Raw genomic sequence first — 13,958 nt, 5'->3', positions numbered from 1 at the left:
TCAGTCGAAAACAGGATCGGGGTAGCCCACCCGCGCCAGGTACAAACCTTGCGGAGGGCAGACCGGCCCGCAGGCCGCGCGGTCGGCGGCCTCGAGCGCATCGCGCACGTCCTGCGGTGTCCAGGCGCCCGCGCCGACCCGTTCGAGCGTGCCGACGAAACTGCGCACCTGGTTGTGCAGGAAGGACCGGGCGCGGACGTGGAAATGCACCTCGGGGCCGGAAAAGCCCGGAACCTGTTCGACGCGCAGCTCGTCCAGCGTCTTGACTGGGCTGGCCGCCTGGCAGATCGAGGACCGGAAGGTGGTGAAATCGTGCCGCCCGATCAACATGTCGGCCCCAGCTTGCATCGCGGCGACATCCAGCGGATGCCCGATCTGCCAGACCTGGCCCTTGTCATGGGTCGCGGGCGCACGGCGGATCAGTATGCGGAACAGGTACTGCCGCTCGATGGCCGAGAACCGCGCATGCCAGTCATCCGCCACCCGCGCGGCCTTGAGAATCGCCACCGGCAACGGCTTGAGGTGATAGTTCAGCGCCTCGGACAGGCGGAACGGGTCCCAATCCTTTTCCAGGTCGCAATGGGCCACTTGCCCCAGCGCGTGAACGCCCGCATCCGTGCGCCCGGCGGCCGCGATCGTGTGTGACCCGGGCTGTAGTTTCGACAACGCCGCCTCGATGGCGCCCTGGACCGAGGGCAGATCCTTCTGCCGCTGCCATCCGGCAAACGGCTCACCTTGGTATTCGACTTTCAACGCGTATCTGGGCATGGGCTGCTGGTACCCTGCCGGAGGCGCCCGGGCAAGGGCAGGCGGCAAAAGCGCTGGCAACCGGGGCAGCGGCTACCTATCTTGGGACAAACAAGAAATGCGGGGCGGCGGTTTGGTCATCTCATCACTGGCAGACAGTCTTGTGCGCGGCGTCGAATCCGTCGGCGACCGCGTATCCGAGACGTTTTTCGAACCGGTCGTGCGGCTGGGCGTCACCGGTCTTGCGCGGTCGGGCAAGACGGTGTTCATCACGTCGCTGGTGGCCAACCTGCTGGACCGGGGGCGGATGCCCGGCCTGGTCGCCCAACAGGAGGGGCGCATCAACGCCGCCTACCTGCAGCCGCAGCCCGACGACACAGTGCCCCGGTTCGATTATGAATCGCACCTGTCGGCACTGACCGGGCCTCAGCCCCATTGGCCCGACAGCACCCGCGCCGTGTCCGAGCTGCGCCTGTCGTTCAAGGTCCGCCCTGCCGGGCTGCTGGCTGGCCTGCAGGGGCCACGCACCGTGCATCTGGACATCGTCGACTATCCCGGCGAATGGCTGCTGGATCTGGCACTGCTCGAAAAAAACTATGACGACTGGTCGCGCGAAACGTTGGAGCGGATCGCGCAGCGTCCGGCCGCGGCCGATTTCCTGGCCCAGATCAAATCCGTTGATCCGGCCGACCCCCATGATGAACCCACCGCGCAGGCCCTGGCGCGGGGCTTTGCCGACTATCTGACTGCCGCGCGGGATGCGGGGTTTTATGACTGCACGCCGGGCCGGTTCCTGCTGCCGGGCGATCTGGCCGGGTCGCCGGTGCTGACCTTTGCGCCGTTGCCGGTCGAGAGCGCCGCGCGCCGCCGCAGCCTGCACCGCGAGATGGAGCGCCGGTTCGAGGCCTACAAATCGCAGGTGGTGAAGCCCTTTTTCCGGGATCATTTCGCCCGGATCGACCGGCAGGTGGTGCTGGTGGATGCGCTGGGCGCGATTCACAAGGGTCCGCAGGCGGTCGAGGACATGCGCCGCGCCATGGGCGACATCCTGTCGGCCTTCCGGCCCGGCCGCAATGCGTGGCTCAGCCAGATGTTGCTGGGCAAGCGGGTCGAACGCATCCTGTTCGCGGCCAACAAGGCCGATCACCTGCACCACCTGCAGCACCCGCGCCTGACCGCGATCATGGAGGCCCTGACCCGCGAGGCGCGCGACCGCGCCAGGTTCGCCGGGGCCGAAACCGCCGCCATGTCCATCGCCGCGCTGCGCGTGACGACCGAAGAGATCCGCAATCACAACGGCGTCGAACTGCCCTGCGTGCGCGGTAGTTTGGAGAATGGAAAACAGGCGGCCTTCTACCCCGGAGAGCTGCCCGAAGACCCCGCCCATCTGCTTAATCCTGCGCGTAAGGGGGCCGACACCTGGCTGGGCGAGGAGTACGGGTTCATGACCTTTGCCCCGGCGCATCTTTCGCTGCGCCCCGGTGACGGCCCGCCGCATATCCGGCTGGACCGCGCCGCGCAGTTTCTGATCGGAGACCGGCTGTGACCGTCACCCTCAGGCCCGCGCGCAGCCTCGACGCTGGGGCGGTCGGAGAGATCCTGCACGGCTTTGCACGCGAAAACGACTGGATGCCCGAGCTGCATTCGGGGGCTGAAGCCATCGCTTTTTGTGGGCAGATGATCGACAAAGGATGGGTCACGGTTGCCGAACAGGGCGGCAAGGTCGCAGGCTTTTTGGCCATGGACGGAACCGAGGTTCATTGCCTGTACCTGAGTCCCCCTGCGCGGAATCAGGGGATCGGCACAGAACTGCTGGACAGCGCCAAGGCAGGTCGCCGAGAACTGGCGCTGTATGCGTTTCAGGCCAACACGGGCGCGTGCCGGTTCTACGAACGGCACGGCTTTGTCGAAGTGGCCCGCAGCGAAGGCGCCGACAATGATGAACAGCTGCCGGACATTCGGTTCGTCTGGCGGAAAAAGGAGTGACGCATGGCCAAGGGTCCGGTTCTGATCGAGCTTGACGAGGATGCCCCTGCCGCCGACGTGTCGAAGGCCGCGCCGGTGCCGGATATCGCGCCACCTCAGGGGCAGGCGATGCAGGCCGCGGCCCGGCTGGCCGCGCGCAAGCCGTCGGTTCTGGGCCGGTGGTTCTGGGGGCTGGCGGTTGCCGTCGTGGGGGCGGCGGTCTCTGTCGCCGCATGGAACTTTGCCGCCTCGTTGATCGCCAGCGTTCCCGTGCTGGGCTGGATCGTGACCGGCCTGATCTGCGCGCTGGTGCTGGTGGCCCTGCTGATCGCGCTGCGCGAACTGGCCGCGCTGGGCCGGCTGTCGCGGGTGGACGGGATGCGCCGCGCTGCCGATGCAGCGCTGGCCGATGCCGATCTGGCGCAGGCCCGGGCCGTGACGCAGCGCCTGATCGCGTTCTATCGCGGGCGCGAGGATACGCGCTGGGGCCGCGGCCGTCTGGGCGGCCGGATCGAGGAACAGTTCGACGCCTCGGGGCTGCTAGGACTGGTCGAGGACGAATTGCTGGCCCCGCTGGACGCCGCCGCCAGCCGCGAGGTCGAGGCCGCCGCGCGCCAGGTCGCGACGGTGACGGCGCTGGTGCCGTTGGCGCTGGCCGATGTGGCGACGGCGCTGCTGGCCTCTTTGCGGATGATCCGCCGGATTGCCGAAATCTATGGCGGGCGGGCCGGATTCCTGGGGGGCTGGCGATTGACCCGAGCAGTGTTCGTTCACCTAGTGGCCACGGGCGCGGTGGCCGTGGGTGACGACCTGCTCGAACCGGTTCTGGGCGGGTCGGTCCTCAGCAAGCTGTCGCGCCGCTTTGGCGAAGGGCTGGTCAACGGCGCCCTCAGCGCCCGCGTCGGCGTGGCCGCGATGGAGGTCTGCCGACCGCTGCCCTTCTCAGACCGCCACAGGCCGTCGACCCGCGGCATGATCTCGCGCGCGCTGAGCGGGCTGTTTTCCAAGGGTTGATCTGCCGCAAAGCCAACGGGCCGCTGCGCAGGGCACAATCTCCCGGAAGGGAGACCAGCCATGGCGGATCACGGCCACAGCCAACAGGAAATCGCAGACCGGATCGACGCCCCACCCGGGCGCGGGTTCCTGCGTGACGTGGTCTATGGCGGGATCGACGGTTCGGTGACCACGCTGGCCATCGTGGCGGGCGTGGCCGGGGCCGGGCTGTCGCCCTTCGTCATCGTGGCCTTGGGCCTGGCCAACGTGCTGGCCGACGGGTTCTCGATGGCGGCGGGCAACTACTCGGGGACCAAGGCCGAGCTGGACAATATCCGACGGATCCGCGCCATCGAAGAGCGCCACATCCGCCTCTACCCCGACGGCGAGCGCGGCGAGGTGCTGGAGATCCTGTCCCGCAAGGGCTTGTCGGGCCGGGTGTTGGAACAGGCAACCGATGCGATCACCGCCGATCAGGATACCTGGATCAACCTGATGATCGAGGGCGAATACGGGCTGGGCAGCGTCGATCCGCATCCGCTCAAGGCCGCCGCGGCCACCTTCGCGGCCTTTGTCGTGGCCGGCATGGTTCCGCTCGTGCCGTTCCTGTTGGGTGTCGAGGGCGCGTTTCCAGCCTCGGTCCTGATGACACTGGGCGTGTTCTTTGCCATCGGCGCGATGAAAAGCCGGTGGTCGCTGGCGCCCTGGTGGCGCTCGGGGCTTGAGACGCTGGCGATCGGTGGTGCGGCGGCGGCAATTGCCTATCTCGTCGGGTCCATGTTCCATCCCTAGATCACTGGCGTCAGATCGCAACAGGCTGAAACCATTCGGGATTTCCCGACTGTCTTACCGCGCCTGCACAGGATAGCCTGTAATGCAGAGTTGCCCGGAGGTGCGGTTTGGAATCTCTGCTTGTTCTTGTTGGCCTGGTCGTTTTGGCGATGCCGGTATCTATTGTCGTCTTGCTGGTCGGCCATGCCCGTCTGCGGCGGCGGGTCGAGCAGTTGGAGAGTCGGTTGGTTGCCGGGCCGCAACCGGACGCGGAGCGGCCACCACAGACGCAGTCCGCGCCAATCGAAGCACCGACGCCTGAACCGCGACCGGCCCCTTGGGGCCCGCCGAAACAGGAAAGCCCACCGACGCCGGACCAACGGCCTGACGCTGAAGAATCGGCAACTGTTACTGAGAGTGCTTCGCCTCCGGCCGCGGTTGTGTTCCGCGCCGAACGGTTCGACGATCTGGGCGCGTGGCTGCGCGAGAACTGGTTCTATGCCGTATCCGCCCTGTCGCTGGCGCTGGCGGGGATTTTTCTGGTGCAATACGGGGTCGAAAACGGGTTGCTGCCGCCCACCGCGCGCGTGTTGGCGGCCTTGGGTTTCGGCGCGCTGCTGATCGTGGCCGGCGAGGTCGTCCGGCGCCGATACGGCGATGACGAGTCCTCGGCGACTGCCTATCTGCCTTCGGTGTTTTCCGGCGCGGGGCTGGTCACGCTGTTTGGCGGCGTTCTGGCGGCGCGCCAGCTCTATGACCTGATCGGCCCCGAGGCGGCCTTGGCGGGCATGATCGCCATCGCTCTTGTCGGGCTGGTTCTGGGCTGGTTCCACGGCCCGCTGCTGGCGGCGATCGGGTTGATCGGAGCCTTTGCTGCACCTTTCGTCGTGGGTGGCGATTCGGCTGACCCGTCTTGGCTGTACGGATATTTCTTCGTGATCACCGGGCTGGGGCTTGGGATCGACACGGTGCGGCGCTGGGCCTGGGTGTCGGTGCTGTCGCTGGTGGGCGCCTATTTGGCGGGCCTTTTGCTGGTGACGGGTTCGCCGATCACGGAACCGGCTTTCCTCGTCTACGTGGCCGCCGTTGCCGTGATCGCCATTGCCATTCCCGTGCGCCGGATCTGGCCCGATCACGACGGCGCGATGTTCAGCGAACTCCTAGTCAGAAAAGCCAGTGGTCCGTGGCCCGAATTTCCAACGCGCCTGGCCTTTGGCGCGGTTCTGGCAAGCTCGGCCATTCTGGCGCTGCAATGGGCGGATACGAGCGGTGAGTTCTGGCTGGCTGTGATCCTGCTGGCGGGCCTGACTTTCGCCCTGCTGATCTGGGCCAAAGACGCACCGGCCCTACAGGACATGACCGCGCTGCCTGCCCTGGGGCTGGGTGGTTTCGTGTTCACGCATGGATTTGACGGTGGCGAGGTGGCGCGTGGGTTCTGGCAGACCTATTCCGAAACGCCCGAGGCCGCTTTTCCGTTGGCCGTGACCTGGCTGGTTGCGTTGGGCGCGGTGATCTCTCTTCTGGCGGCATGGCGGTCGTTCCGGGGTGGGCGGTACCCGCTGGTCTGGGCCGGTGCCGCCGCGCTGTACGCCCCGGCGCTGGCCATCGCGCTTGAGCTTGGCTGGCGCCCGGCCAGCGTGATCGGAGCCTACCCCTGGGCCCTGCATGCGGTCGCGCTTGCGGCGCTGATGGTGGTACTGGCCGAGCGCTTCGCGCGCGTGGACAGCGAGGCCCGGATGCGTCCGGCTTTGGCCACGCTGTCGGCCTTGTCCTGCCTGACCTTCGGCTGCGTGATCGTGCTCAGCTCGGCGGCGCTGACCATCGCTTTCGTGGTCACGATCATCGCGGCGGCGGCGCTGGACCGGCGGTTCAACCTGCCACCGATGAGCTGGTTCATCTGGGCCGGAGTCGTCACCGTCACGTTCCGGCTGATCCTGAACCCGGGTCTGGACTGGGCGCTGCACGCGCCGGTTCCGGAAATGGCGCTGGTCTATGGGGCTGCGGTTGCAGGCTATCTTGCCGCATGGTGGATGCTGCGCCCCCTGGACCGCCCGGTCGCCAATATCATGTTGGACAGCGCGGCTTGGGCGACGGGCGGCGTTCTTTTGTCTCTGCTGCTGCTGCGCTGGTTGGAAGGGCTCGGCGAGGGCGGTGCCGACGACAGCCATTGGGGGCTGGGCCTGCTGTCGGCCATTTGGCTGCTGCTGGCCTTTGCGCAGGTGCAGCGCTTTGCGCTGGGCGGGCGACTGAACTGGGCGCGGGTCGCATTGGGCGTATTCTTCGCCGCGCATGGCCTGTTGTGGCTGGCGCTGGCTGCGACAGTGGCCAACCCTGTTTTGCGTTTTGGGGCAGATCCTGTTCTGGGGCCTCCAGTCTTGAACACGCTTGCCATTGCCTATCTGCTGCCGGCCCTCGTCATCGGCCTGTCCGCGTGGCGGACCCCCAAGATGTCGGCGCAGTTGCGGCTGGCCTGTCAGGGGGTGTCCATTGCGCTGGGCGCCTTGTGGCTGGGCCTGACCATCCGGCATTTCTGGCAGGGCGCGGCAGGGATGTTTGAAGGCAACGGTGTATCCCAGCCCGAGCTATACACTTACACGCTCGTCCTGCTGGTGATCGGCGCGGCGCTGTTCTATCAGTCGCTGGCGCGTCGGTCGAATCTGATGCGCAAGGCCGGGCTGGCGGTGATCGGGCTGGCGGTGGCCAAGGTGTTCCTGATCGACATCTCGGGGCTGGGCGGTCTGATCCGTGTGTTTTCGTTGCTGGCCTTGGGGCTGGCGCTGGCGGGTCTGGCATGGCTGAACCGCTGGGCCAAGCTGCGCCATTCGCCGCAGGGGCCGGAAGCTCTGGACCAATAGGCGCAACCGGCCTATAAGCCCGGCCATGCAAGACGTTTTGGCCATTATCATTCGAATTATTTCCCCGGCGCTCTGAGTTTCCGAGACGCCGGGCAAAGGTGCTTGAGTTCATCGCACCGACCGCTTCGATCCAAACAAGCCAAGATCATCCAAGGGACGCCTCTCCATGTGCGCCGACACGACCCAGACACCCGACTACAAAGACACGCTGAACCTGCCCCGAACCGAATTCCCCATGCGCGCCGGCCTGCCCAAGCGCGAGCCCGCATGGCTGGACCGCTGGGAGAAGATCGGCGTCTATGACCGCCTGCGCGACAAACAGGGTCGCAAGCCCTTCACGCTGCATGACGGCCCGCCCTACGCCAACGGGCACCTGCATATCGGCCACGCGCTGAACAAGACGATCAAGGACATGATCGTAAGGTCGCATCAGATGATGGGCTTCGACGCGCGCTATGTGCCCGGCTGGGACTGTCACGGCCTGCCGATCGAATGGAAGATCGAGGAACAGTACCGTAAGAAAGGCAAGAACAAGGACGAGGTTCCGGTCATCGACTTCCGCCAGGAGTGCCGCAAGTTCGCCGAAGGCTGGATCGACATCCAGCGCGAGGAGTTCAAGCGTCTGGGCATCACCGGCAACTGGGCCGATCCCTACGTCACCATGGACTATCACGCCGAGGCGGTGATCGCGGACGAGTTCATGAAGTTCCTGATGAACGGCACGCTGTATCAGGGCTCGAAACCGGTGATGTGGTCGCCGATCGAAAAGACCGCCCTGGCCGAGGCCGAAGTCGAGTATCACGACAAGGAAAGCTTCACCATCTGGGTGAAGTTCAAGGTGGTGAACACCGGCGACACCACGCTGGACAACGCCTATGTGGTGATCTGGACCACGACGCCCTGGACCATGCCGTCGAACAAGGCCGTGGTGTATGGCAAGGACATCTCGTACGGGCTGTACGAAGTGACCGGCCGCCCCGAGGATTGCTGGGCCCGGATCGGTGACCGGTACCTGCTGGCCGACAATCTGGCCGCCGACGTGTTTGCGCGGGCGCGGCTGGACGACACCATGTACCGCCGCCTGTGCGACGTCACGCAGGACGATCTGGCCAAGATCCAGCTGCAGCACCCGCTGGCAGGGGCCGAAGGGTCCAACGGTGAATGGGATGACATCCGCGATTTCCGCGCGGCCGATTTCGTGACCGATACCGAAGGCACCGGCTTCGTTCATTGCGCGCCCTCGCACGGGATGGAGGAATTCGAGCTGTACCGCGATCTGGGCATGCTCGAGCAGGTCATCACCTACAACGTGATGGACGACGGCAGCTTCCGCGCTGACATGCCGTTCTTCGGCGGCAAGTACATCCTGTCGCGCAAGGGCGGCGAGGGCGATGCGAACAAGGCTGTGATCGACAAGCTGGCCGAGGTCGGCGGGCTGCTGGCGCGTGGCAAGATCAAGCACAGCTATCCGCATTCTTGGCGGTCCAAGGCGCCGATCATCTATCGCAACACACCGCAATGGTTCGTGTCCGTCGACCGCAAGCTGGACGATGGCATGGACGAAATGGGCGGCACTATCCGCGAACGCGCCCTGCGCTCGATCGACGAGTTGGTAAAATGGACGCCGCCCTCGGGCCGCAACCGCCTGTATTCGATGATCGAGGCGCGCCCCGACTGGGTTCTGTCGCGCCAGCGTGCCTGGGGTGTGCCACTCACGTGCTTCACCAAGAAGGGCGCTCTGCCCACCGACCAGGACTATCTGCTGCGCAACCCGGACGTGAACACCCGCATCAAGGCCGCGTTCGAAGAATACGGCGCCGATGTCTGGTACACCGACGGCTTCAAACAGCAGGTGCTGGATGGCATCGTGAACCCCGACGATTATGACCAGGTGTTCGACGTTCTGGACGTGTGGTTCGACTCGGGCTCGACCCATGCGTTCGTTCTGCGCGACCGTGAAGATGGCACCGTCGACGGCATTGCCGATGTCTACATGGAGGGCACCGACCAGCACCGTGGATGGTTCCATTCCTCGATGTTGCAGGCCTGCGGCACGATCGGCCGCGCGCCGTATCGCAACGTGGTCACGCACGGGTTCACGCTGGACGAGAAGGGCAACAAGATGTCCAAATCGCTCGGCAATACCATCGTACCGGAAGAGGTCGTCAAGCAATACGGTGCCGACATCCTGCGCCTTTGGGTGGCTCAGACCGACTATACCGCCGACCAGCGGATCGGGCCGGAAATCCTGAAAGGTGTCGCCGACAGCTATCGCCGGCTGCGCAATACGATGCGCTTCATGCTGGGTTCGCTGGCCGACTTCACCGAGGCCGACCGGATCGACCCGGCCGAGATGCCGCGTCTGGAACGCTGGGTGCTCAGCCGCCTGGCCGAGTTGGACGAGCAGGTCCGCAAGGGCTATGCCGCGTTCGACTTCCAGGGCGTGTTCAGCGCGGTGTTCAACTTTGCCACGGTCGACCTGTCGGCCTTCTATTTCGACGTGCGCAAGGATGCGCTGTATTGCGACGGGGACACCCCGCGCCGCCGGGCCGCGCGCACGGTGCTGGACATCCTGTTCCACCGTCTGACTACCTGGCTGGCGCCGATTCTGGTCTTCACGATGGAAGAGGTCTGGCTCGAGCGGTTCCCGGGCGAGGACGGCTCGGTGCATCTGGTCGACTTCCCCGACACGCCTGCCGATTGGCGCGACACCGGGCTCGAGGCGAACATGGCCAAGATCCGCCGTGTACGCCGTGCGGTGACCGCCGCGCTGGAAGTGCAGCGCCGCGACAAGGTCATCGGCTCCAGCCTCGAAGCCGCGCCGATCGTGCATGTCGAGGATGCGGAAACCCGCGACCTGCTGGCGACCTTCGACGTAGATGACCTGTGCATCACCTCGGGCCTGACCGTCACCGCCGACCCCGCCCCGGCCGAGGCGTTCCGCCTGCCCGAGATCGAGGGCGTCGGTGTCGTGTTCGAAAAGGCCGAAGGGGCCAAGTGCCAGCGCTGCTGGAAGATCCTGCCGGATGTGGGACGCCACGCCCACCCCGGCGTCTGTGGCCGATGCGATACGGCGCTGAGCTGAAAATGATCCCTGAAACCCCCGCCATCGCGCGGGGGTTTTTCTTGCGGCTTGCGACGCACCCGCCGATCTGAAACTCTGCGCCCATGCCGATGATTGCAGTGGAAACCCAGTTCGGATGCCTCGGGATCGAAGAAGAGGACGGTGCCATCACCAGTCTGGTGTGGGACGGTCACACAACGGGTGAGACGACCCCGCTGCTGATCGAAGCGGCATCACAGATCAGGGCCTATGCCGAGGGCCGGTTGCAAAAGTTCGACTTGCCACTGCGTGTCGTTGGGTCCGAATTCCAGAAACAGGTCTGCGGCTTGATGTCCGCGATTCCTTTCGGTGACACGCGGACTTACGGTGATATCGCGCAGGATCTTGGATGTCCGGCGCAAGCTGTCGGGCAGGCCTGTGGCGCCAACCCGATTCCGGTGATCATTCCCTGTCACCGCGTTCTGGCGGCAAGCGGCCTTGGCGGGTTCTCGGGGCAGGGCGGGGTTGAGGGCAAGGTTGCCCTGTTGCGTCACGAGGGGGCTGCCAGTCTGCTGATCTGACCGCCGGAATCCGGTTGCAATCTTTCGCAAAGCGTCCCAACCTGAGACAGTTTTCGAACCCGAAGGACTGCAATTCATGACTGCGAAAATTGACCCCGCCGCCCGGAAGAAGGCCATCATTGACCAATTGATGGCGTTGGAGGCACAGGAGTTGGCGACGGCGCAGGCGCACCACGATGCCTTTCAGAAAGAGTCCCAATTGGATGACCGGGAAGGCCACGACAAGGATGATATCGCGGCATCGCGCGAAAGCGCAGATCTGGCCGCCGCGTTTGACGGGCCGGTGCATGCGCATCATGCCAAGATTGACGTGATCGAAAACACCGATTTCAGCCTGACGGATACAGTGCAGCCGGGCGCCGTAGTCTGGCTGGGCGATCGGCATTTCGTCGTCTGCGTGTCGACCACCAAGTTCGACGTGGATGGCGAAACATATATGGGGATTTCAACCCAAAGCCCGATCTATCTGGCCATGGCCGGAATGCGCAAGGGCGACGTCTTCACCCATAATGGCACCGAGTTCGAGATTCGGGAAATTCTCTGATCTGTGATTTTCGCCCGTTCGGGCCGCGTCTCAATCGCGGCTCGGCGGCATGATTTGCTGGGCGATCCCCGCCGAGACCAGATACAGGCTGGTCACCACCAGACCCCAATGCGCCCAGCTTTGCGGGTGAAAATCCACCCAAGCGGCCCATCCGGCAAAAAAAGTCCAGGCGAAGGCCATGGGCAGGGACAGGTTGCGCCAGCGTTCGGTGCGCACGGGGTGAATGAATTTCAGGGGCAGAAACATTGCAACGGCCAGCAACGCCACAAGGACGAGGCTGAACCAGAAGTCGGGCTTCAGCGCAAAGATCACCACCACGACCATGTTCCAGCAGCCCGGAAAACCGGAAAAGGAATTGTCCTTGGTCTTCATCCGCGTGTCAGCGAAATACATCGCGCTGGCGAATGTGATGACGATGATCGCGAACCAGCCGGTCCAGCCGTCCATCAGCCCGGATTTGAACAGCGCATAGGCCGGAATGAAGACGTAGGTCAGATAGTCGATGATCAGATCCAGCAGAACACCGTCGAACTCGGGTGCGTTCTTTTTGACGTGATAGTGCCGGGCCAAGGGGCCGTCGATTCCGTCGACGATGAACGAAACGACCAGCCACAGAAACATCAGGCTCCACTTTTCCTCGACCGCGGCCAGCATGGCCAGCATCGCAAATACGGCTCCGGTCGCGGTGAACAGGTGAACGGCTAAGGCTTTGAATCTGAGTGTCATGACCCGTGTCATGTACGATGCGCGCCCGAGATGCAAAGCAAAAAGCCCCCGGTATCGGCGCCGAAATGTGGTTGCTGCAATTCCGCAGCGTCTCAGGCTTTGGGGTGCGCGCGGTTGTACACCTCCATGAGGCGCGCAGTCTCGACGGCGGTATAGGCCTGTGTGGTCGAAAGGGACGCGTGACCCAGCAGTTCCTGAATGGCCCGGAGGTCTCCGCCGGCCGACAGAAGATGGGTGGCAAAGCTGTGCCGCATCGCGTGTGGAGTGGCCGTTGCCGGAAGACCCAATTGCATACGCGCTTTGGCCATGACGCCCTGAATTGCCCGCGGACTCAGGGCTTTGCCTCGTACGCCGCGGAACAATGGTGCGGTCGGGCTTTGGGGATGTGGGCACAACTCAAGGTATCGGTCGACCGCCTGGCGCGCGGCGGGGATGACCGGAACGATCCTTTCCTTGTCACCCTTGCCGACAATTCTCAGCGTGTTGGGCAGGGGGGCATCCGCGCCGGTCAGGGACAGGGCTTCGGAAATGCGAAGGCCGCAGCCATACAGCAGGGTCACGACGGCAACATCGCGGGCGGCAACCCAATCTGATCCGGATTGCAGCTCGACCGTCTCGATCATGGCGCGGGCGGCGTCTTCGGCCAGCGGGCGCGGCAGTTTCTTGGTGTATTTCGGGGCGCGGGTGGACAGTACGGCGGTGGGCTCGAACCCCTCGCGTTCGGCCAGCCAGCGATAGAAGCTTTTGACGGCGGACAGTTTTCGCGCCAGTGACCGCGCCCCGACGCCGGATTCGCGTTGCTGTGCCATCCAGGCCCGCATGTCCGAAACGGTGATGCGCTCGAGCGCCGCCAGCCCCTGCCGTTCGCTGTGATGCAAAGTCATGAAAGACAGGAAATCCGAGACATCCCCGCGATAGGCGTTGATGGTGTTTTCCGAACGGCCCGCCAAAGCGGTCAACCCCTCCAGCCACAACTGCAACGCATCGCGGCAGGCTGGAGAGATCAGGCTCACGACAGCCAGTGGCGCATCGACCGTTCGAATACGCCTGCAAAAAAGGCCAGCAGGTCAGTGCCCAATTGAGGCGAGAAGTGCCTTGGGTCGCGCGCGCCCATGACAATCATGCCCGGCAGACGTCCTTTGCCGAGATCCAGCTGCATACATGCCTCAGATTGCAGCTGGTCCAGCTGATCCCCGTGCACTCTGCGGTTGGGCTGGCGAATTTCGCGCAGGACAACCTCGCGCGCGGGGTGGTTTGGTGCGTTGTCCATGTAGGATTGCACGAAACCCGGTTCCGCCACGGCCAGAACACCGTCCAGCCGGTCGATGCTTGGGTCCTGCTGGACCATCGTCGTTTCCAGGACCAGCGTGATGCGGTCGACGCGGAGGATTTCGGCAACTTCCGTACCCAGCACGCGCAGGAAATCCTCGAATTCCGTTGGCTCGAGTAGGCGCAGGATGGCGCGGTGAACCTGGTTGGTTCCGGCTAGGTTCTCGTAGGCGGCTGCGATGACCGAGCGATGTGTATCCTCCAGCCGGTCCAGCCGCGCCTCAAGCCGTTGCATGGCGATTCCGCGCAGGTCGATGATGTTGTCTCCGCGGGCGCGTTCGTTCGCGGCGACCAGCGCCTGCATCAGATCCTTATCGTCCAGCACGGCGTCCGGCTCGGCCAGAATCGCGGCGCGGAGGTTGTCCTCGAGTTTGGGATTGCTGCTCATATCCTGTCCGGTCTTT

General features: G+C 64.7%; 12 protein-coding genes. 8 read left to right on the top strand and 4 right to left on the bottom strand.

The features are described from left to right. Entirely contained in the window at positions 1–768 is a 768-nt protein-coding gene (gene truA / locus GOW72_RS09690) for a tRNA pseudouridine(38-40) synthase TruA (RefSeq protein ID WP_170358129.1), read from the bottom strand. Between the two features lie 112 nt (positions 769–880). Here truA and GOW72_RS09685 point away from each other — a divergent pair, with 112 nt between their 5' ends. From GOW72_RS09685 to GOW72_RS09650, 8 genes are all read left to right on the top strand, one after another. Beyond that, positions 881–2,293, top strand: coding sequence for a YcjX family GTP-binding protein (locus GOW72_RS09685; RefSeq protein ID WP_170366680.1), 1,413 nt, complete (start codon positions 881–883; stop codon positions 2,291–2,293). After that, entirely contained in the window at positions 2,290–2,733 is a 444-nt protein-coding gene (locus GOW72_RS09680) for a GNAT family N-acetyltransferase (RefSeq protein ID WP_170366679.1), read from the top strand. The genes GOW72_RS09685 and GOW72_RS09680 overlap by 4 nt, the downstream gene beginning before the upstream one ends. Positions 2,734–2,736: 3 nt before the next feature. Continuing rightward, entirely contained in the window at positions 2,737–3,726 is a 990-nt protein-coding gene (locus GOW72_RS09675; RefSeq protein ID WP_170366678.1) for a YcjF family protein, read from the top strand. Positions 3,727–3,786: 60 nt separating this feature from the next. Beyond that, positions 3,787–4,497, top strand: a complete 711-nt coding sequence (locus GOW72_RS09670; protein WP_170366677.1) for a VIT1/CCC1 transporter family protein — start codon at positions 3,787–3,789, stop codon at positions 4,495–4,497. Positions 4,498–4,604: 107 nt separating this feature from the next. Beyond that, positions 4,605–7,331: a DUF2339 domain-containing protein gene (locus tag GOW72_RS09665; RefSeq protein WP_170366676.1), complete on the top strand. Its 2,727-nt coding sequence runs from the start codon at positions 4,605–4,607 to the stop codon at positions 7,329–7,331. 166 nt (positions 7,332–7,497) lie between these two features. Beyond that, entirely contained in the window at positions 7,498–10,416 is a 2,919-nt protein-coding gene (ileS, locus tag GOW72_RS09660; protein ID WP_170366675.1) for an isoleucine--tRNA ligase, read from the top strand. 83 nt (positions 10,417–10,499) lie between these two features. Next, positions 10,500–10,955, top strand: coding sequence for a methylated-DNA--[protein]-cysteine S-methyltransferase (locus tag GOW72_RS09655; RefSeq protein WP_170366674.1), 456 nt, complete (start codon positions 10,500–10,502; stop codon positions 10,953–10,955). Positions 10,956–11,031: 76 nt separating this feature from the next. Then, complete coding sequence (locus GOW72_RS09650) at positions 11,032–11,499, top strand: hypothetical protein (protein ID WP_170337856.1); 468 nt, start codon at positions 11,032–11,034, stop codon at positions 11,497–11,499. 30 nt (positions 11,500–11,529) lie between these two features. Here GOW72_RS09650 and GOW72_RS09645 read toward each other — a convergent pair whose 3' ends face one another. The 3 genes from GOW72_RS09645 to GOW72_RS09635 form a co-directional block, all read right to left on the bottom strand. Then, positions 11,530–12,225 carry a CDP-alcohol phosphatidyltransferase family protein gene (locus GOW72_RS09645; protein ID WP_093962794.1) on the bottom strand — a complete coding sequence of 232 codons (696 nt, stop codon included), beginning with the start codon at positions 12,223–12,225 and terminating at the stop codon, positions 11,530–11,532. Between the two features lie 92 nt (positions 12,226–12,317). Further along, positions 12,318–13,238, bottom strand: a complete 921-nt coding sequence (locus tag GOW72_RS09640) for a tyrosine-type recombinase/integrase (protein ID WP_170366673.1) — start codon at positions 13,236–13,238, stop codon at positions 12,318–12,320. After that, positions 13,235–13,942, bottom strand: coding sequence for a DUF484 family protein (locus GOW72_RS09635; protein WP_170358146.1), 708 nt, complete (start codon positions 13,940–13,942; stop codon positions 13,235–13,237). Before GOW72_RS09635 ends, GOW72_RS09640 begins: the two co-directional genes overlap by 4 nt. Between the last annotated feature and the right edge of the window lie 16 nt (positions 13,943–13,958).

It is taken from the genome of Ruegeria arenilitoris, from assembly GCF_013032855.1.
Classification (GTDB): Bacteria; Pseudomonadota; Alphaproteobacteria; order Rhodobacterales; family Rhodobacteraceae; genus Ruegeria; species Ruegeria arenilitoris.
Note: the sequence above shows the minus strand (reverse complement) of the source record. Positions and strands in the feature narration are given on the sequence as shown.